This window comes from uncultured Roseobacter sp., assembly GCF_947496515.1.
Taxonomy (GTDB): Bacteria; Pseudomonadota; Alphaproteobacteria; order Rhodobacterales; family Rhodobacteraceae; genus Roseobacter.
The window spans coordinates 110,945-129,625 of the sequence record NZ_CANMDB010000007.1; the positions used below are offsets into that span (position 1 = coordinate 110,945).

An 18,681-nucleotide genomic window follows, 5' to 3' on the forward strand; every position below is an offset into this window, starting at 1 on the left:
TTGAGCCCGCGCGGGGAGTGCCATTGGATTTGTCCCGCAGACCGTTTAGAAAGCTGGGAGCCAAATTAGCCATGGAGTCTGTGTCGATGCTGAAAACCCACGTTCTAGCCGCGGTGATGCTTGTGTTCGGGGGGGCATCATGGGCAGGAAGCCACGCGACAGACACCACAGCGGCCGCTGATACGGACGCTTCCGCACCGGCGGAAACGGTGGATTTGGAGGCGGCGGAGCGCATCTTTCGCAAGTCATGCCGGGCGTGCCACGGCAACAAGGCACAAGGGGCCGCGAGCTATCCCGAGCTTGCCGACAAGACGCCGGAGTACATTGCCGAAAAGCTCGAAATCTACCGCTCCGGAGAGAAGATCGGCCCGAATTCCATCCTGATGATCAGCCACGCCAAAAAGCTCTCTGACGAGGACATTGCCAACATCTCCGTATACGTGGCGACGGCCTTCGATTGACCGGTGGCGTCAAGGGCAGCGTTGCCAAGGATTTCTAGTCAAACGAGAAATTCGTTGACCGGTCGATGAACCGGGAACTATGGTCAACCTCCGGTCGGGGGACTGAAACGACGCGCCGCAAGGCCTGTGCCGCCGACTTTCGAAGCGACTTTTTGGGAGGAAATCATGCTTCATGCCACGTCTTTTTCTGCGCTGTCACTCAGCGCGGCGCTGCTTGCGGGGACGGCTTTTTTGTCCGTACCGGCCTTTGCACAGAACGGACTGAACACCACCAGCCTGCAACATGAAATTGTGCTCGACGGTTTGGACAACCCCTGGGATATGGCGTTTCTGGAAGACGGCACCATGCTGTTCACCGAAAAATGCCTCGGCCTGTCCGTGCGCATGCCGGACGGGAGTGTGAACGCGCTCTATGGTGTCGGAGAGACCGAAGGCTATGCGTCGAACGGCGCGGATCTCTTCTGCGAAGGTCAGGCGGGCATGATGGGTGTCGCGTTTGATCCCGATTTCGGGGAGAACCGCCGCATCTACGTCTATTCGACGTCCAATATGTCGGATCCCCATACCAACCGGCTGATGCGGTTCACGCTGAGCGAGGATTTCACTTCGGTTTCCGACCGGACCGATATTGTCGATGATGTGCCCTACAAGATGGCCGCATCGGACCATCCCTTTGGCGGTCCCGGTGCCCACAACGGCGGGCGCGTACGGTTTGATGCCAACGGGCATCTCTTTCTGACCACCGGCGACACCCACAACGGCGAGGTGCCGCAAAGCCCCACGATGATGGGATCGAAGGTCCTGCGCATCGATACGGACGGCACTGCCATAGCGGACAACAGCCCGCCCGACGGGTTCGACCCGCGGACCTACACCTACGGCCACCGGAACATTCAGGGGATCGCGTTCCACCCTGAAACGGGCGCTGCGATCACGGCAGAGCACGGCCCCTGGCATTCCGATGAGATCACGATCCTGCAAAACGGAGGCAATGCGGGCTGGGATCCAAGGCCGAATATGGCGGGGCGGGGGGACTGTCCGGATAACTACTGCGGCTACAGCCCCAATCAGGAAGGGGGCATGAACCGCTACGAACGGGCGGCCTTCATGCCAATGACGGATTTCGACACCTATCCCGATGCGATGCCGCCGATCTGGAACAACAACGGCTGGTCGCAGGGCACCTCATCCGCCGCCTTTCTGGACGGTGACGCCTGGGGTGACTGGAATGGTGCGATGGTCGTCGGGATCATGGGCATCGGCTTTGGCGGAACGCCCATCGGTCAGCGGATCGACGTGATCCAGTTCAACGACGACAATACGGATGTGGAAGACGTGACCGAGATGACGCTTCCGATGGACACCGGACGCTTCCGCTCGGTTGTGATGGGTCCTGATGGCAGCCTGTATACGTCGATTGACGAGGGCACGATCTACAAGCTGACGCCCGGCGGCTGACGGGTTACCGGGCCGCGCGATGCCTGTCGCGCGGCCTAATCTGCGGCGACCAGCGCCTGGGGGATCTCAAAGCGCTGGTCATCCACCCTGACGTAATAGATGCCCTCGGACAGCCGCCAGTCTACATCGGTGCCCACACCGGACATGGTCGCATTGCCACGCAGGAACGCGTGATCGGAGAACGTCAGGGTCCGAGCGAAGCCATTTGCAAAAGTTACCACGACCGCCGCGGATTGGCCCGCGCGCGCGACTTCAGCGCCGCAGGCGTCCAGCGATTGGCCGACCTCCTGAGCGCAGCGGACCTCGGCGGTTGCATCGAAGCTGCCTGATCTGGCGCGATCCTGTGCCGCGGCCGTGTCCGCGGCCAGCGTGCCTGGCAGCAGGGCTATCAGCAAAAGTGGTTGTGCCAGTCGCATCGCCATACTCCCCGGTTTGGCCTGCAGTATCGCCACCGATACAGTCTGCCGCAAGGTCAGGATTTGGCGCGCCGGAGCGTACTGTGGCGGCGATCGGTTCATGTTCGGAGGGCGGCGCGTCTTTTGTCGGACCTGCGTGTGGTCGAAAGGCAGGTTATGGATCGTTGCCTTTGAACAAGCGTTCTTCTGCAGGAACTCTTTTGGCTTGAAGCATAGGGTGGGCCGATCTCGCGGACGCGCCGGGTGCTCAGAGTAGGACAGATCTTGCCTTTGGCGCTACATCCGTTGGCTCAGCGCTGCGATGTCGGGTTTCCCGGACCCCCTGTCAATTGGTCCGGTCGTCCCGCGGCTGATCCAGCGTTTAAAGTAGGCGCAACAAGACAGTCGCTCAGCTTGGAGAGGCCGGATTCTGCGTAAGATGCAACGGGTCCCTATCCGGAGAGAGCGCCCGGGATCACTCGATCGCTTCCGCTCCCACCTTCGAGATCCTTGGCGGAGGTGAATCACCCAGCCTGTTTTGCGGGACCCGACGCTACGTGAGTGCAGCGCCGGATTTAGAGGACGCTTAGCGCCGAAACATAACACACCGTGGTGGCCGACCTTCGGTTGGGAAGTGTGTGCCGGGCGTGGCGATGCCCGTGGCGTGGCTGAGTCCATCGCCATCTTCCAGAGATCAGGGGCGGACGATCGAGAGGCCAGCGCCGGGGGAGGTGGAAAGGTTCTGACCGACCTCTCCGAGCGCTTCTTGTCGCAACCCCTCTCGCGCGCGGATGGTTCGGAGAACACGGCCCTGATATCAGGGCCGCGGCGATCCTTCCTGCTGTGTCAGTGACGTTCGGGCGTGATCAGCTGGCTTCTGCCAGCGGGGGCTGTTCGGCGGAGTGCAGCAGAGCATTGAGGTCAAGAATGCGAATAACGTCGTCCTCAATCAAAGTGAGGGCAGAAACGTAGCAATCGCCGCTTTTCGTCGCTGCCTCCGGCGGTTGCTGCATGTCTTCATCGGCGGGTGTGATGATGTCGGAGACGGAATCAACCAAAAGACCGACGGTCACCTCCTTTGCCTGTACAACGATGATCACGCTGCGCTCGTTGATTTCGGGTGTCTTGAGACCAAGCTTTGACGCCAGGTCCAGAAGCGGCAGCACGTCGCCGCGCAGGTTTATGACGCCCATCACATGCGGTTCGGTGTTGGGCATGCCGGAAGGTTCCGTCCACCCGCGTATTTCGCGAACGGTGCTGATGTCGATGGCATAGCTCTGCCCGCCCAGATCGAATGCGAGATGTTCGACGCCAGCGTTGATTGTTTTGTCAGTGTCCATGGTCGTTTTACTCCTCAAAAGTCATCCCAGCTGTCGTGATCTATGGCAAGGTTGTGCGCGGCGGCGGCGGCGGGTGACCCACTCGGGCCGGGCGCGGTTTCGGCCTTTTGGGTGCCCGCATTGCGTTCCTTTGCCAGCGAAACGACATTGCTTGCGGTTTTGAACATTGCGGTGGATTGTTTCAGCCCGTCAGCCTCGTTTGACAGCAAAGCGCTTGTGGCCGTCACCTCTTCAAAAGACGCCGCCTGCTTTTGGGTATTGCTGTCGATCTGAGCAACGGCGCTGTTGATCTCGGCGATGCCGTTCACCTGTTCCGCGATCGCGGATGTGATCTGATCGATCCCTTCGGAGACACCGACGACGCTCTGTGAAATCTTGTCCAGTGATGTCCGTGCGTTATTGACCTTTTCGACGCCTTCCACGACCGCGCGGTCGCTGCTGGCGATCACATCATCAATTTCCTTTGCGGCCTCTCCGGCACGTTGGGCAAGCTGGCGTACTTCGGACGCGACAACGGAGAAACCGCGGCCCGCTTCACCCGCACGCGCTGCCTCAACGCCGGCATTGAGAGCCAGGAGATTGATCTGGAAAGAGATGTCATTGATGACCGTGACAACTTTCGCAATATCCTGAGACGCTTGCGAAATCCGGTTGATGGCCTCTGCGGCATCCGCTGCAACCACGCTGCTGGTCTCAGCCGTTTCGCGTGCGACGCCGGCACTCCTGTTCGCGGTTTCCATGTTTCCGCTGACCTGCTTGATGCTCGCGGTCAGCTCTTCCAGAGCTGCCGATGTCTCCTCAAGGGAGGCGGCGTTTTGCTCCGCCTGTTTGGACAAGGCGTCCGAGGTGTCGCGCAGCTCGTCCGAGGAGGAAGACAGGTTCACCACGCTCCCGCCGATGTCGCCGATGAGCGTGCTCAACGCGTCGATCATGTGGTTTGTGCTGCTTTGAAGATCTTTGAAAGCGCCCTTGAATTCACCCTGCATCTGCTGGGTAAAGTCGCCGCCGGCAACCCGAGACAACGTCTCTCCCGTCGCCGAAAGACCATGCTCGACGCTCTCTACCAATGTGTTCACATTTCCGGCAAGGGCGGCGAGCTCATCGTCATTGAAATCAGCATCGACCCGGCGGGAGAAATCGCCGTCAGAGGCCGCGCTGACGACATTGCCCAGAGACGAGCTGAGGTCCGCGATCATCTTTTTACGTGCAGCTTCGGCTTGCTCCTGGGCGGCTGCTTCCTGCTCCGCCTGACGCTGCTTTTGTGCTTCGGCGGCGCGTCGCCGCTCTGCTTCGGCTGCTTTTTCGCGCTCTGACGCCTCGATGGATGCCTTGCCATTGGCCTTGAAGACCTCCAGCGCCTTTGCCATCCGCCCGATTTCATTGTCGAGATCGGAGTTCTGCACCGCAATGTCGAGATCACCTTCGGCAATATGCGACATTGTGGCGACAGCGTCTTCGATGTCACCGGAGATCCGCGTGGACAGCTTTTTTGACACGCGCCAGCCAAGAGCGACAATCAGAAGGGCAGCGCCACAGATTGCCACAACTGCCCAGAAGGAAATGGCATAACCTCGTGGGCCCAGCATGTTTTGACGATCGGCCGCCAGATCAATGACTGTCTCTACATCCGACGCAATGCCTTGGCCGAGAGTGTCCATGACGCCGCGGGCATTTACCTGTATCTGCACTGCTTCTGACAGGGCATCCGCGCGATTGACGAACCTCATGATGTTTCCGAAGGTCCCATCTACAAGTTCGATCATCAGAGGATCGTCGACGCCGATCCGCAGGGTCTTTACCTCCGACGAGGCCCGGCGCATCTCTGCCACGGATTGCTCAAGATCAGCGGGGTTTTCGGTGCGCTGGTACCTTCCCAGATAGTATCGACCCGACATAGCGGCCTGCTGAACGCGCCCGGCGTAAAAGACAGCTGTGGTGTCGCCGTCTTCGTGCGCCATCGTCATGATTTCAGTGAGCGACGCCTGCGCTGTCAATCCGGCTTCCATGACCTCTTCTTGCAGTGCGTCGTAGTCCGCTCTGGCAGCGAGCATCGTGTAAAACTGTGCGTCGTATTCAGCGAGGTCCGCTTTGAGGTTCTCAAAGGCCTCGGTCACATATGCCGGCTGATCCATATCGGCCATGACGTCGGCTTCGGCCGCGACAAGCTCCTCGATATTGCCGCGAAATTCCTCAGCGTAGGCGTCGTCCTGCGACAACTCCCACTGAACGACTGCCAGACGTGCTTCGAGCAAGTCCTCCAGGATTGCACCGCCGGTCAGAGTGATGAGAGCGGTGCCGCGATATTCCACGAAGGTTGATCTGATCAACACCGTGGTGCCGATCGCAAAGGCCGACAGGATCAACAGACCCAAGATAAGCCTTTTGCTGATCGAAAAAATCTGAGCGGAGACAGGTGCGTCTGACGTCATGGATGTTCTCGCTTAACCAATCAAGCCCGGGTGCATTGTTCCGGTCCGTCTTACGATTGGAGTCTTTATGGAAGGTGAATCTCCACGGTGACGAATTGCGTCATTTCTCACCACGCTGCCGGTAGACCAGTATCTTACGTGCCGTGATCCCGGTGCGTGGTGGCCGCCGGATGCGTGTTCGGCGGCGGTGCTTGCGGCCCGCAGGTGGCTTCGCGCACGACTCATGGCGCAGGGTTCAGGCAGGATGCGGCGAGCGCTGGAGCGGCACGAGCCACCCTCGATACCGGACGATGGTTCCGATCATCGGCGCCCGCAGGTGGACATCGAAGTGGAAACGACCCTGATCGTCCGTGCTCTCCCGGGCGGCGGCTTGGGGTGCGAGCAGCCTTGGCAGCTTCCATCGCCCGATGCGCCAGCCGCTTACCGGCATTTCGAGACCACCCGGGCGTGGCCGGACCGGGATGTCGAAGGTGAGTGGCCCGAAGCGTTCGCTCAGAAGCCCCGTGGTTTCGGCCCGAAGCAAGGAGGTCATCTGTCTGCCGGCAAAGCACCGGGTCCAGCGTTCGACAGGCACACCGTCCGTCGATGTGTCGCGGTCAATTGTGACGGTGACCGGGACCTGCCTGCCTGCTTTGGGAAAGCCAAATACCCTCGCCAGGACCCGTGGTACGATCCAGCGACCGCCGGTGACATCGGCCCGTCCTTCCCAGACGGGTGGGCCCGAGGGGTCATGGAAACGGCTCACCTCTTTGGGGAGCGCTTTGAACACGGTGGCGCCGAGCGCGCGCTCGAATGCGCCTGCTTCGATCTGCGTTTGTGATGTGGCTGTCGTGACCGGATAGCCGCGCGCTTGATCCAGAATATCGCGCAGGCTGACGGCGTGATGGGCGAGCTGCGCGCCTGCCGGTACGCGACCGGCGATCAGGGCGTCCACCGCCGCCGCGGCAGGCAAGATCGGAACGAAAGGTCCATGATCACGCCTGGCGATCAGGGACCATCTTGCCCGGCACGGAACGCGCTGCGCATCAAGACCGCTGATCTCGACGCGCATGCCGCCCACATCAGACGCGAGAATGCGCGTGATGCGTCGCGCCTTGAGCAACCATGGAACCAGAGGGCGAACGTTGTTGATCAGACCCCGCTTGCGCAACGCGGCAATCGCCTCGATCCCGTATTGTTCGATCCGGAACTCAAGACCCGCGAAAAAGGCCACGCGCGACTGAACGGTGAGGAGCGAGCCCAGATGCTCTGCATCGAAGGTCTCGACCGCGGCAACGCGGCGGCGTCCCAAGGTGGGGATGTCGATGACGTGGCCGCCGCGCCAACCGGTGGTGCGGGCCAACCGCCCGGATCGCCAGACGGGGATGTCCTTGCCTGCATAGCTCATGACAGCGTCGATCACCGATCGGCCGACCTCGCTTTTGCCGCCGGGGGTGATGCTGATATCGATGGTATCGACGCGCGCCCAGCCCCGGGTCAGCTGCCGTGCCACGCCCGTCGACAGGGCTGGCGTCGAACTTGCGCCTGTGAGTGCTGCGACGCCGTGGGTGCGGGCGAGCGTGTCGAGCGCCTGTGCAAAGCCTGCAAGATAGTCGCGCGCATCCGCCAGATCGACAAAATGCGCCCCCTTGCGCAAAACGGCACGGGCCGTGTCATAGGTGGCACGCTGGAACGGGCCCGAGCAGTCAACGACGACGTGGGGCTTCAACTCGTCGAGCCGCTCGTCCAGATTGACGGCGCAGTCCAGCGCAATCGGATGCAGTGGTGCCGCGCTGTCCTGCAAACCCTGAACAAGGAGCTCCGCCTTGGCCGGATCGCGGGAGGAGACGACAAGCGCCACATCCCGCCGGGCCGACAGGTGGCGCACCAGGCGTTTTCCGAAAACACCGGTGCCACCGATGATCATGATGGTGTGGCGTCTCACAGGACAAACCGGTCGCGCTGATCCGGGTGCGGGACCATACAGGTCTCCGTTTTGCCAAAGATCCGGTAGCGATTGCGCGCGATCACGGTATAGGCCGCATCGCGCAGCGGTCTGGGAATGAAACGCAACAGCCTGCCGAACCGGGCAGGGCCGTTGAGGTGCCGAGCGATGGCGATCACGGCATCGGATTTCTCCAGCGCGCGCCCGTTTTCGATGAAGAGGAACGTGGCCGGATCGTCGGGATCGATCCCGTGGCGGTCCGCCAGCGTCCGCCCCTCGTTTGACTGGATCGCGACAAACCGTATCTGTGATGTCTTCTCGTGCCGCAGGGTGTAGCGGACGCCGCTACTGCATAGCACACACTGGCCGTCAAAGAGCCAGATGGGATCCGATGTCATGGTGGATATCCTCTGTATCTGCGGATGCGGTGGTCTGCCGTGTGCAGACGTCTCAGATGGTCTGCGGGCAGTGTGGGCAGCACTTTGGCTGCCCCCAGCCCTCGGTGTCTGCGCCACGCAGCCTCGCGTCAGGGGGGTGCGAGCGCAGTGTGTTTCGGTGATTCAGCCCGTTGAACGCGCTGACGCGGGGAGAGGGGACGGGACGGGCGGGCATGATGACGGCGCCTTTGAGCTGACTGCAACGTGGGGCGATCCGGCGCTCTATTCCGACTTCTTACCCGTTACCGACAGCAGGGAGATCACCTTGGTGCCCATTTTCATCAGCGTATGCAGCTTGCTTTTGGGCACAGACAGCATCTGCCCGTACCAGGTATCGACGGTTTGCAGGAAGTCCTGCATTTCTTTCATGCGCTTGAGAGCGACGGGGTCGAGATCGTTTTCACCCTCGGCTGCGGTGATACAATCGTGCAAGACCTGCATTGCGGGGTCAATCTCACGCTCCTTGCGGCCTTTGGCGACGCGCATGGCGATTTCCCACACATCGCTTTCGGCTTCAAAATACTCGCGACGGTCGCCGGGCTTTGGCACGCGGCGGATCAGCTTCCAACTGACCAGTTCCTTGAGGGAGGTCGAGACGTTGGATCGGGCTATGCCGAGCTGCTCGGAGATCTGTTCCGCGTTGAGCGGCTGCGCGCTGAGAAACAACAGCGCCTGGATCTGGGCGACAGATCGGTTCACGCCCCATTGCCCGCCCATGTCGCCCCAGTAGAGGACGAATTGCGATTTCGCGGAGGATGCGTTTATATCAGTAATTTCTGTCATGACAGAAATATCTCAAAAGACTGTTAGTACATCAAGGTGAAATGGAGCCTGCGGGCTGCGACATTTTCGACACCTCAGAATACCTGCTGATCTGCCGGGATGTCGCGCTTAAGGAAATGCCGTGGCAGGTACCGGATGGGGCTGGGACGCTACCGAGGCCGCGTCGTATAGGATGGCCACCCCCGGCAGCATGAGGGCAAGACGGTCACGCGACGCCTATTCGATACTGCAATGGCGTTTCAGCGGTCGCTGAGACCTGCCCAGTTTTTATGTGGCTCCTGTGCGCCGGGACTCTAGCGCTCTGCTGAAGCCCTGCGTCAGGCGCACCGTCGCCGACGCTGGGCACTGTACCTTTCAGCGGGGGCCTCCTAAGGACCGACGCCGGACTGCTGATCTTTTTGTGACTGGACCGGAGCCGTTTTTCGGGCGCATTCTGCAGCCCTAACGGGAGACCCTTCGTGCGCGCCTTTTTCCTGCTGTTCTTTTTGATGATCTGCGCGGCGGGATCCGCCCTGGCCTGCGGACCCGATACCGATTGCGTCCTCGGGGATCGTCACTACCGCATCGCGCTGCCCGAAGGTCTTGACGGCGCCACGCCCGTACCCGCGCTGGTCTTTGCCCACGGCTACCGGGGCTCTGCGGCGGCGGTGATGCGGAACGGCTCGCTCAGGCGCATGGCCTCAGACATGGGGATCGCGCTGATCGCGGCCAAATCAGGCGACGAGGACTGGATCATTCCCAATGCGCCCCGCCACCCCGACACGGATGGATCAGTGGAGTTCGACTACTTCGCCGCGGTGCTAGAAGACGCGACAAGCCGGTTTGCCATCGACCCGGACCGTATCGTGGCCACTGGTTTCAGCGCGGGCGGCATGATGGTGTGGAATCTGGCCTGTTCCATGAGCGACCGTTTTGCGGGGTTTATCCCCATCTCGGGCACCTTCTGGTTGACGCCACCGGACAATTGCACCGGTCCGGTCACAAGCATCATTCACATCCATGGAACGACCGACGGGGTGGTGCCGCTGGACGGGCGGCCCATCGGACCAACCCATCAGGGCAAGGTCAGCGAGGCGATGGCGCTCTATCGTGAGTACGGCGCATTCGAGCCCGAGGCACAGACACGCCACGGCGAACTTTCCTGCACGGAAGAAGCGGGTGCCCAGGGCAACCGCCTCGCCCTGTGTCTCTTTGAGGGCGGGCACTCCTTCCGGACGGAGTTCCTGCGCTTTGGCTGGGAGCAGTTCGAGGCGATGGGGCGGCTCTGATCGGCAGACCGCCCCCAAACGCTCAGAGCATCAGCTGATAGCTGTGCGGTACGTAGGCAAAACCGTCGCCGGCTTTTTCCACATAACCGATGCCGGGCCAGGGCATGTGATAGCCGACAAAGGCTATCTTGTCGGCGGCCAGCATATCCAGCAGACGCCGCCGGGTCGCAGCCGCCGCGGGCTTGTCCATGTCGAACTTCACCTCCCAGTCGGGATGAGCGAGGGACCAGACGTAGTGGTTGGCGAAATCAGCACCCAGAACGAGCTGCGTCCCATCATCCTCGACCATGTAGACCGTATGCCCCGGCGTATGGCCATGGGCGGCCATGGCCGTGAGACCAGAAGCCACCGCGCCGCCATCCTCAATGAATGAAAACTGCTCGGCGAAAGGTTCGATCTTGGCCTTGAAATTTTCGTTGTCCTGGGCGGCCCAGGCATCGAACTCCACCCGGCCCGTGACATAGCGGGCGTTGGGATAGGCCAGGTTGCCATCCTCATCGGTCATGCCGCCGATGTGATCGCCGTGCATATGGGTGATGACCACAACGTCGATCTGATCGGGCAGGTAGCCCGCGGCCACCAGCGCTGCACCTGTGCCCTGCGCCGACAGCCCGGTGTCAAACAGCACCAGCTCCGATCCGGTGTTGACCACGGTGGGGGTGAAGAAGAACTGCGAGACATCCGTGGGAATGTTAGCCGCGGCGGAGGCTTCGGCGAAGGCGTCTGCGTCCACGTTCAGACCAAAGATATTGTGCGGCCCTTCCACGGCGCGGGTGCCTGCCAGCAGCGTGGTGACGTCAAAACCGCCCACCTTGACCCGGTGAAAGGGAGACATGGCGGGCCCGGAAATGGGCGCCGCGGCGCGCGTGCTGTGTGCCGTGGCAGCCGCCAGCGGCAAGGCGGCAGCACCGGCAAGCGCTGTGCGGCGAGAGAGTTTGACGTCGGAGAGCATGGGAATTCCTTTCCTGTTACCTATCCTCAAAGGTAGGGTTGTGTTGCGCGCCGCCCACGAAAAAACGCGGCAGGCGGATCATGTTTTCGAGAGGTGCCACTATGGAGGGCGCAAGAGCGGCCTGTGATTTTCTGGCGACTGTGACCCCGGAGCGCCGACAGCGGGAGGCCATGACGCTCGATGCGCTGTTTCGCGAGGTGACAGGCTGGGCGCCGCGGCTCTGGTCCGGCGGGATGCTGGGGTACGGCCGGTACGATTACACGTATGCGTCAGGTCGCTCGGGCAGCTTTCTCGCCACCGGCTTTGCTCCGCGCAAGGCGCGGCTATCGGTCTACATCCTGCCGGGATATACGGATTTCTCCGCTATTCTGAAGGATCTTGGCAAGCACAAGACGGGCAAATCCTGCGTCTACATCAACAAGCTGGAAGATGTCGATCTGGACGTGTTGCGACGGCTTATCCGCGCGGGGTTGAGCGATCTGGCGGCGCAGTGGCCGGTCCATCCTTGCTGAGCGATTGCTGGACAAAGACCCGGCCCTGTGACATGCCCCCGCCCAACAGGAGACACCCATGACAACCACCCGTTTCGCGCCTTCGCCCACCGGGCATATCCATATCGGCAACCTGCGCACGGCGCTGATGAACTACCTGATCGCGCGCAAGGCAGGCGGGCAGTTCATCCTGCGGATTGATGACACAGATCCCGAGCGCTCCAAGGAAGAATACGTGGACGGGATCAAGCGGGATCTGGAGTGGCTGGGCCTGCACTGGGACCGGGTCGAGCGGCAGTCCGAGCGGCTGGACCGCTACCACGCGGCTGCGGACCGGTTGCGCGAGATGGGGCGGTTCTACGAGGCCTTCGAGACACCGACAGAGCTGGATCTCAAGCGCAAGAAACAGCTCAACATGGGCAGGCCGCCGGTCTATGACCGGGCCGCGCTAGCGCTAAGCGAGGCCGAGCGGGACAGTCTGCGGGCCGAGCGGGGTGCCGGGGTATGGCGGTTCAAGCTGGACCAGCAGCGGATTGACTGGAGCGACGGGATCCTTGGCGAGATCTCCATTGATGCGGCCAGCGTGTCCGATCCGGTGTTGATCCGCGGCGATGGTCAGGTCCTCTATACGCTGGCATCGGTGGTCGATGACACGGAGATGGGCATCACCCATGTGGTGCGCGGGTCGGATCACGTGACCAATACCGCGACACAGATCCAGATCATCGAGGCGTTGGGCGGCACGGTGCCTGCCTTTGCGCATCATTCGCTGTTGACGGGGCCGCAGGGCGAGGCCTTGAGCAAGCGGTTGGGGACGTTGTCGCTCAAGGATCTGCGTGCGCAGGGCGTTGTCCCCATGGCGCTGCTGAGCCTCATGGCGCGGCTGGGCTCCAGCGATCCGGTGGAGTTGCGGACCGACATGGGCGCGTTGATCGAGGGGTTCGATCTGGAGCGCTTCGGCAGTGCGCCCACGAAGTTCGATGCGGAGGATCTGTTTCCGCTGACGGCGCGCTATCTGGCCGGATTGCCGCTGCAGGCGGTTGCGGACAGCATCGCCGACGCAGGTGTGCCAGACGCTCAGGCCGCGGCTTTCTGGTCGGTCACGCGGGAGAATATCACCACGCTGGGCGATCTGGCGGGGTGGTGGCGGCTGATGTCCGAGGGGGCGGAGCCCCAGATCGACCCTGACGATGCGGATTTCGTGGCGGAGGCCATGGCGCTGCTGCCTGAGGGGCCGTTCGATGACAGCACCTGGGGAGCCTGGACCGCCGACGTCAAACAGGCCACGGGGCGCAAGGGGCGGGGGCTGTTCATGCCGCTGCGCAAGGCGCTGACCGGGCAGGCGCAGGGGCCGGATATGGCAGCCCTGATGCCGCTTTTGCAAGTGGTGCGCGCGCGGGGGTGACCCGCCGTGCGTCGGAGGGGGGTGAAAGCGCCCTCCCCTCCATCGAGGAGGGTCGGGCGCTGCCCGGCCTTTGGGCCGGGTGGCGGCGGGCGGCCACCCTGTGCGGCCAGAGGGTCTAGGTGATACGGGCTCCGACCTGCGCGAGGTGATCATCGACCAGTTCGGTCTGGGCAGCGGTCAACGATTGTGCGCGGGGATACCGGGGCGCCGCACGATCGTTGAGGACGGGTGTGTCCCAATTGTCTGTCGTCTCGAAAAAACGGGCGACACCGGCTGAGCCGAAGACGGTCTCAAACCCTTGCACCACAACATCGAGATAGCTGAGCAGGATCACGTGATCCTGGCGCGGTTGGTGCGCCGCCCCGGGGACAGCATAGACCGCGATCCGCGGGCGGTGCGGCAGATCATGCTGGGTCTCGTGTTCGGCGCTGTGGCGCGCGTAGCCGGCCTCGCGCGCGTCGAGCGCTGCCCAGTCGCCGCCTGGTACCTTTGCGATCAGCCCGTCGATCCGGTGGCCCGGCGCGGGCACGCCGGTCAGCAGCGCCTGACCCGCGTGCGGTGTCGCCACCCAGGCGCGCCGCCAGCCGCTGAGCAGGGCAGGGCGCGGATCGGGGTAGTCGTGGGAGCGGGTGTTTACGAGGCTGCCGTAGCCAAAGAAGTAGGGGTCTGTCATGCAGGGCTTTCGGTGGGATGATCGGCGCAGTCAACCATCGTGATCCCCGGGTCGCAAGGGTGCTTAGTGCTTCGGACCGCGGGCGAGGGCGCGCCGAGGCGCTGCCGCAATGGTCACTCCCGGGCGCGCAACACCTGGGCCGGTCGCGCGTTGAGCGGCGCCCAGGCAAAGGCCAGCCCGGCGGCAAGTGTGGCCAGCACCCCGCCCACGATGATGGCCAGCGCCGACGGCCAGATCACCCGGTAGCTGATGTCCATGATGAAGTGGCTTACGGCCCAGCCGCCCGCGATCCCGGCGGCGAGAGCCACCAGACCGGCGGCGAGCCCGAGCAATCCTGCGCGCAGGGCGAAGCTGATCAGGATGCTGCGGCGGCTGGCACCGAGGGTTTTCAACACCGCGGCCTCGAAGACGCGCGCGCCGGTGCCCGCTGCGGCGGCCCCGATCAGCACCAGAAAGCCTGTCAGCAGCGTCGCGGCAGCCCCGTATGAGGTGGCCGCTGCCAGCCCGCTCAGCACATCGGCCACGCGGTCGATGGCGTCGCGCACGCGGATCGCGGTGATATTGGGGTAGCTGTCGGCCAGATCGCGCAGGATCTGCGCTTCGGCCTGCGGTTCGGCGTAGACGGTCGAGATGAAGCTGTGCGGCGCCCCGGCCAGGGCTGCGGGGTTCATCGACAGGATGAAGCCGATGCCCGCGGTGGAGAAATCAACCTCGCGAAAGCTCGCCAGCGTGCCGGTGATGTCGCGGCCCAGGATGTTGATCGTCATGGTGTCACCGATGGCAAGGCCCATCTCGGCAGCTTCTTCGGCGGCAAAGCTGATGAGCGGCGGGCCGGTATAATCCTCGGCCCACCAGTCGCCCGCGATCAGTCGGGTATTGTCGGGCATCGCGGCGGAGTAGGTCACGCCACGGTCGCCCTGCAGCACCCAATGATCGCCCGCGACCTCGCGCGCGGGCCGGTCGTTGATGCGCGTGATGATGCCGCGCAGCATCGGGGCGGATTGTACGTCGCGCACGGCTGGATCTTCTGTCAGGCGGGTCGTAAATCCTGCCATCTGGTCTTGCTGGATATCGACAAAGAAATAGGAGGGTGCCACTTCGGGCAGGTTTCCGGTGATCGCACCGCGCAGGTTGCCGTCAATCTGGCCGACGGCCGCAAGGACCGACAGGCCCAGGCCAAGTGACAGCACGACAGAACCTGCGCCTTCTCGCGGGCCGGAGATGGCGGCGAGCGCCCAGCGGAGCGGTGCGCGCCCGTAGCTGCGCGCGGCCATGCGGCGGGACAGTGCCCGGATCGCCAGCGCGGCGGCGCTCAGAAGCACGAGCGCGCCGCAGATACCGCCAGCGGTCCAGAGCGTCAGCCACCAGGTGCCGGAAAACAGCCCCGCAAGGCTAAGCAGTGCCGCGAGTACTAGGCCGGTCGTCAGCAGATAGGGCAGCGCGGGCAAGCGACGGTGACTGCTGAGCGCATCACGAAAGAGGGTGGCGGGCTTGATCTCCTCGGCGCGGGCGAGCGGCCAGAGGGTGAAGAGAAAGGCCGTGAGCAGGCCATATATCGCAGCCTCCGCCAGCGGTGCCGGGTAGATCGCAATGGCAGCAGGGATGGGCAGCCGCGCCTCGATCAGCGGGGCGAAGGCGACGGGCACAAGCGCCCCCAGCAGCAGCCCGATCGCGATGCCGAGCAGCGACAACGCGCCGATCTGTAAGAAATAGGTTTGAAAGATCAGCCGCCGCGTGGCCCCCAGTGTTCGCAGCGTGGCGATGACACCGGTTTTACCCGCGAGATACGCGCGCACCGCCGAGGAGACGCCGACGCCGCCGACCGCCAAGCCTGACAGACCGACGAGGACCAAAAAAGCCCCCAAACGGTCCACGAACTCCGACACGCCGGGCGCACCGTTGCGCGCGTCGGTCCAGCGCATGCCCGTGGGCTCAAACCGGCTGCGGGCCTCTACCGCGAGGCTGGCCAGATCCGTCTCAGGCGGCAGCGCGAGCCGGTATTTCGTGGAAAAGAGCGTGCCGGGGGCGAGCAGTTGCGATTCAGCCAGGCTCGGGGTGGTGACGATGGTACGCGGACCGAGCGCGAAGCCGCCCGCCGCGCTGTCGGGTTCGCGGACGAGCACGGCGGAGAGATAAAACACCTGCGTACCAAGGCGAAAGCGATCCCCAAGGGTCAAGCCGAGCCGGTCGATCAGCACCCGCTCCATCACTGCGCCCGGGATGCCGTCCTGCGGGGTGAGGGCGGCGTCGAGGGTGATGTTGGGCTCCAGCACGACAGTGCCGATCAGGGGATAGGCGTCGTCCACGGCTTTTATCTGGGTCAGTGCACGGCGCGCGGCGTCCCCTTCGCCTACAACTGCCATGGAACGGAAATCCACGATCTCCGAGACGGCGGTGGCGGTGGCCTCCATCCAGGCGCGTTCGGCCTCATTGGCATAGCGGTAGGTGAAATCCATTTCCGCATCACCGCCGAGCAGCGCAGCCCCTTCGCGGGCCAGCCCGGCCTCGATCCCGCTGCGCACGGAGCCGACAGCAGCGATCGCCGCGACGCCCAAGGCGAGGCAGGCGAGAAAGATGCGAAAACCGCGCAGACCGCCGCGCAATTCGCGCCGGGCCAGGCGGGTGGCGAGCGCGAGGCTCATTCCGCGGCCCGTTTCAGCGGAGCGATGCGCCCGTCGCCAAGCTCGATCACCCGGTCACAGCGCGCGGCGAGATCGGCGCTGTGGGTCACCAGGACCAGCGTCGCCCCGTGCCGGTCGCGCAGGCCAAAGAGCAGGTCGATAATGGCGTTGCCGTTGGCACCGTCCAGATTGCCCGTCGGCTCGTCCGCCAGCAGGATGTCGGGCCGTGGTGCCGAGGCGCGGGCCAGCGCCACGCGCTGCTGCTCGCCGCCTGACATCTGTGCGGGATAGTGGCCCGCGCGGTGTGCAAGACCCACGTCGGCCAATTCGGCCTGCGCGCGGGCAAAGGCGTCCGGCGCGCCCGCAAGCTCCAGCGGTGTGGCGACATTCTCCAGCGCGGTCATGGTGGGGATGAGATGAAACGACTGAAAGACCACGCCCATATGATCGCGACGAAAGCGGGCGAGCTGATCCTCCGACATCCCGGTGAGATCCTGGCCAAGGGCAGTGATGGTGCCGGATGACGCCCGCTCCAGCCCGCCCATGAGCATCAGCAGCGAGGACTTGCCCGAACCCGATGGCCCCACCAGCGCCAGGCTCTCGCCCTTGTGAACCTGCAGCGAAATCCCGTGCAGAATATCGACGCGCCCGGCATTGCCATCCAGCGAAAGCGTGGCATCTTCAAGAGAGAAAATCGGATCGGTCATGCGCATCCCTTTCAGCGCTATAACTGGGCCGCAAGGAGGCTGGATCAAGATGAAGACATGCGTGATGGTGCTTGCCTTGCTCTGGCCTGCGGGGCTTGCAGCACAAGATGTCGTGATCGCGGCCTTGGGCGACAGCCTGACCCAAGGCTACGGGCTGCCGGCGGAGGCAGGATTTGTGCCGCAATTGCAAAGCTGGTTGACCGAGCACGGCGCGGACGTCCGGCTGATCAACGCGGGCGTGTCGGGGGATACCACCGCCGGTGGGCTGTCGCGCGTGGCCTGGACGCTGACACCGGACGTGGATGCGGTGATCGTGACGCTGGGGGGCAATGATCTTCTGCGCGGGATCGATCCTGCCGTGAGCCGCGCCAATCTCGACGGCATCCTGAGCGCGGCGGCGGCAGCGGATGTTGAGGTGCTGTTGGTGGGCATGCAGGCGCCGGGCAACTACGGCCCCGCCTACAAGCAGTCCTTTGATGCGATTTATCCTGAGTTGGCCGCAGATTACGATGCCCTTTACGCCGAGAGCTTTTTCGAGGGGCTTGGCGGTGCAACGGTGGATCCTGGGTCAGTCCAGCCGTTCATGCAGCCCGATGGCATCCATCCCAATGCCGACGGGGTAGCGCGCATCGTGCAGGGCCTCGGACCCCATGTGCTCGACCTGATCGAGCGCGTGGAGGAGTAAGCGTCACATGCCTGGGCGCTTCTTCCTGACGGCTCCTATGGCGGAGGTTGCGGCGGCTTTGGGCGTCGACCCTGCCCCTGTGGCGGATGAGCCGCCGCGTCGCAACATCGCGCCGGGCGAGACCATCGTTGTGCTGACCCGGACGGGGCTGACGCGGATGCGGTGGGGGATCATCCCCGTAGGCCGGGTGAATGCACGGGGCCGCCCGGTGATGGAGACGATTGTCAACGCCCGCAGCGAGACGGTGTTCGACAAGTCTGCCTTTGCAGGCACCGGACGTGCCGTGGTGCCGATGACGGGCTGGTACGAGTGGACAGGCGAACGGCGGCGCAAGACGGCGTGGGCCATAACGCCCAGATCGGGCGGGCTGTTGTTCTTCGCGGCGATCACGGACCGCTGGCAGGGACCGGGTGGGATTGAGGTGGATCAGGTGGCCACCCTGACCTGCGCCCCGTCAGCAGATGTGGCAGAGATCCACCACCGGATGGGTGTCATCCTGACCCCTGCGGATGTGCCGCGCTGGCTGAGTGCACCAGAGAGCGAGGCCGCCGGGTTGCTGCGGGTCTGGCCCGCGGGCAGACTGAGGGTCGCAGCCGCGACGGATGTCGATTGGGATGCGCCGTGACCGCCCGAAATGCGGCAGTCATCAGCC

Annotated in this window: 17 protein-coding genes; 7 read left to right on the forward strand and 10 right to left on the reverse strand. The window is 63.5% G+C overall.

Features of this window, described 5'->3' with window-relative positions; genetic code table 11:
* Positions 1-86 precede the first annotated feature (86 nt).
* Positions 87-461 carry a c-type cytochrome gene (locus tag Q1A53_RS13775; protein WP_299967750.1) on the forward strand — a complete coding sequence of 125 codons (375 nt, stop codon included), beginning with the start codon at positions 87-89 and terminating at the stop codon, positions 459-461.
* Between the two features lie 165 nt (positions 462-626).
* The gene (locus tag Q1A53_RS13780; RefSeq protein WP_299967753.1) at positions 627-1,919 is read left to right on the forward strand and encodes a PQQ-dependent sugar dehydrogenase; all 1,293 of its coding nucleotides are present in this window, start codon (positions 627-629) and stop codon (positions 1,917-1,919) included.
* Between the two features lie 35 nt (positions 1,920-1,954).
* Here the strand turns inward: Q1A53_RS13780 and Q1A53_RS13785 are convergent, their stop codons facing one another.
* The 6 genes from Q1A53_RS13785 to Q1A53_RS13810 form a co-directional block, all read right to left on the reverse strand.
* Positions 1,955-2,335 carry a hypothetical protein gene (locus Q1A53_RS13785; RefSeq protein ID WP_299967756.1) on the reverse strand — a complete coding sequence of 127 codons (381 nt, stop codon included), beginning with the start codon at positions 2,333-2,335 and terminating at the stop codon, positions 1,955-1,957.
* A gap of 845 nt (positions 2,336-3,180) precedes the next feature.
* On the reverse strand, positions 3,181-3,654 hold the full coding sequence (locus tag Q1A53_RS13790; protein WP_299967759.1) for a chemotaxis protein CheW: 474 nt from the start codon (positions 3,652-3,654) through the stop codon (positions 3,181-3,183).
* 14 nt (positions 3,655-3,668) lie between these two features.
* On the reverse strand, positions 3,669-6,083 hold the full coding sequence (locus Q1A53_RS13795; RefSeq protein ID WP_299967762.1) for a methyl-accepting chemotaxis protein: 2,415 nt from the start codon (positions 6,081-6,083) through the stop codon (positions 3,669-3,671).
* A gap of 235 nt (positions 6,084-6,318) precedes the next feature.
* A complete protein-coding gene (locus Q1A53_RS13800) occupies positions 6,319-8,007 on the reverse strand; it encodes an SDR family oxidoreductase (protein WP_299967765.1) in 1,689 nt (562 codons plus the stop codon).
* Positions 8,004-8,405 carry a thiol-disulfide oxidoreductase DCC family protein gene (locus tag Q1A53_RS13805; protein WP_299967768.1) on the reverse strand — a complete coding sequence of 134 codons (402 nt, stop codon included), beginning with the start codon at positions 8,403-8,405 and terminating at the stop codon, positions 8,004-8,006. The genes Q1A53_RS13800 and Q1A53_RS13805 overlap by 4 nt, the downstream gene beginning before the upstream one ends.
* 261 nt (positions 8,406-8,666) lie before the next feature.
* On the reverse strand, positions 8,667-9,227 hold the full coding sequence (locus tag Q1A53_RS13810) for a MarR family transcriptional regulator (RefSeq protein ID WP_299967771.1): 561 nt from the start codon (positions 9,225-9,227) through the stop codon (positions 8,667-8,669).
* A gap of 458 nt (positions 9,228-9,685) precedes the next feature.
* Here Q1A53_RS13810 and Q1A53_RS13815 point away from each other — a divergent pair, with 458 nt between their 5' ends.
* Positions 9,686-10,495, forward strand: coding sequence for a prolyl oligopeptidase family serine peptidase (locus Q1A53_RS13815; protein WP_299967774.1), 810 nt, complete (start codon positions 9,686-9,688; stop codon positions 10,493-10,495).
* Between the two features lie 22 nt (positions 10,496-10,517).
* On the opposite strand, the gene Q1A53_RS13820 is transcribed toward Q1A53_RS13815, so the two are convergent.
* Positions 10,518-11,447, reverse strand: coding sequence for an MBL fold metallo-hydrolase (locus Q1A53_RS13820; RefSeq protein WP_299967776.1), 930 nt, complete (start codon positions 11,445-11,447; stop codon positions 10,518-10,520).
* 101 nt (positions 11,448-11,548) lie between these two features.
* On the opposite strand from Q1A53_RS13820, the gene Q1A53_RS13825 reads away from it, so the two are divergent.
* Together Q1A53_RS13825 and gltX are read left to right on the forward strand one after the other, a co-directional pair.
* Positions 11,549-11,959: a DUF1801 domain-containing protein gene (locus Q1A53_RS13825; RefSeq protein ID WP_299967778.1), complete on the forward strand. Its 411-nt coding sequence runs from the start codon at positions 11,549-11,551 to the stop codon at positions 11,957-11,959.
* A gap of 58 nt (positions 11,960-12,017) precedes the next feature.
* On the forward strand, positions 12,018-13,343 hold the full coding sequence (gene gltX / locus Q1A53_RS13830; protein ID WP_299967780.1) for a glutamate--tRNA ligase: 1,326 nt from the start codon (positions 12,018-12,020) through the stop codon (positions 13,341-13,343).
* Between the two features lie 115 nt (positions 13,344-13,458).
* Here gltX and Q1A53_RS13835 read toward each other — a convergent pair whose 3' ends face one another.
* The 3 genes from Q1A53_RS13835 to Q1A53_RS13845 all read right to left on the reverse strand — a co-directional run bounded on the left by Q1A53_RS13835 (position 13,459) and on the right by Q1A53_RS13845 (position 17,344).
* The gene (locus Q1A53_RS13835; RefSeq protein WP_299967783.1) at positions 13,459-14,016 is read right to left on the reverse strand and encodes a gamma-glutamylcyclotransferase; all 558 of its coding nucleotides are present in this window, start codon (positions 14,014-14,016) and stop codon (positions 13,459-13,461) included.
* 113 nt (positions 14,017-14,129) lie between these two features.
* Complete coding sequence (locus Q1A53_RS13840) at positions 14,130-16,658, reverse strand: FtsX-like permease family protein (protein WP_299967785.1); 2,529 nt, start codon at positions 16,656-16,658, stop codon at positions 14,130-14,132.
* A complete protein-coding gene (locus Q1A53_RS13845; RefSeq protein ID WP_299967788.1) occupies positions 16,655-17,344 on the reverse strand; it encodes an ABC transporter ATP-binding protein in 690 nt (229 codons plus the stop codon). Before Q1A53_RS13845 ends, Q1A53_RS13840 begins: the two co-directional genes overlap by 4 nt.
* Positions 17,345-17,393: 49 nt before the next feature.
* Here Q1A53_RS13845 and Q1A53_RS13850 point away from each other — a divergent pair, with 49 nt between their 5' ends.
* Both Q1A53_RS13850 and Q1A53_RS13855 read left to right on the forward strand, forming a co-directional pair.
* A complete protein-coding gene (locus Q1A53_RS13850; protein ID WP_299967790.1) occupies positions 17,394-18,029 on the forward strand; it encodes an arylesterase in 636 nt (211 codons plus the stop codon).
* 7 nt (positions 18,030-18,036) lie between these two features.
* A complete protein-coding gene (locus Q1A53_RS13855) occupies positions 18,037-18,654 on the forward strand; it encodes an SOS response-associated peptidase (RefSeq protein ID WP_299967792.1) in 618 nt (205 codons plus the stop codon).
* Positions 18,655-18,681: the final 27 nt, after the last annotated feature.

What these genes read in the sequence shown, in the direction of transcription:
- Q1A53_RS13820 (WP_299967776.1), bottom strand. Translation starts at nt 11,447, where the DNA reads ATGCTCTCCGACGTCAAACTCTCTCGCCGCACAGCGCTTGCCGGTGCT.
- Q1A53_RS13825 (WP_299967778.1), top strand. Translation starts at nt 11,549, where the DNA reads ATGGAGGGCGCAAGAGCGGCCTGTGATTTTCTGGCGACTGTGACCCCG.
- Q1A53_RS13805 (WP_299967768.1), bottom strand. Translation starts at nt 8,405, where the DNA reads ATGACATCGGATCCCATCTGGCTCTTTGACGGCCAGTGTGTGCTATGC.
- Q1A53_RS13850 (WP_299967790.1), top strand. Translation starts at nt 17,394, where the DNA reads ATGAAGACATGCGTGATGGTGCTTGCCTTGCTCTGGCCTGCGGGGCTT.
- Q1A53_RS13785 (WP_299967756.1), bottom strand. Translation starts at nt 2,335, where the DNA reads ATGCGACTGGCACAACCACTTTTGCTGATAGCCCTGCTGCCAGGCACG.
- Q1A53_RS13775 (WP_299967750.1), top strand. Translation starts at nt 87, where the DNA reads ATGCTGAAAACCCACGTTCTAGCCGCGGTGATGCTTGTGTTCGGGGGG.
- Q1A53_RS13810 (WP_299967771.1), bottom strand. Translation starts at nt 9,227, where the DNA reads ATGACAGAAATTACTGATATAAACGCATCCTCCGCGAAATCGCAATTC.
- Q1A53_RS13795 (WP_299967762.1), bottom strand. Translation starts at nt 6,083, where the DNA reads ATGACGTCAGACGCACCTGTCTCCGCTCAGATTTTTTCGATCAGCAAA.
- Q1A53_RS13780 (WP_299967753.1), top strand. Translation starts at nt 627, where the DNA reads ATGCTTCATGCCACGTCTTTTTCTGCGCTGTCACTCAGCGCGGCGCTG.
- Q1A53_RS13855 (WP_299967792.1), top strand. Translation starts at nt 18,037, where the DNA reads ATGCCTGGGCGCTTCTTCCTGACGGCTCCTATGGCGGAGGTTGCGGCG.
- Q1A53_RS13790 (WP_299967759.1), bottom strand. Translation starts at nt 3,654, where the DNA reads ATGGACACTGACAAAACAATCAACGCTGGCGTCGAACATCTCGCATTC.
- Q1A53_RS13835 (WP_299967783.1), bottom strand. Translation starts at nt 14,016, where the DNA reads ATGACAGACCCCTACTTCTTTGGCTACGGCAGCCTCGTAAACACCCGC.
- gltX (WP_299967780.1), top strand. Translation starts at nt 12,018, where the DNA reads ATGACAACCACCCGTTTCGCGCCTTCGCCCACCGGGCATATCCATATC.
- Q1A53_RS13840 (WP_299967785.1), bottom strand. Translation starts at nt 16,658, where the DNA reads ATGAGCCTCGCGCTCGCCACCCGCCTGGCCCGGCGCGAATTGCGCGGC.
- Q1A53_RS13845 (WP_299967788.1), bottom strand. Translation starts at nt 17,344, where the DNA reads ATGACCGATCCGATTTTCTCTCTTGAAGATGCCACGCTTTCGCTGGAT.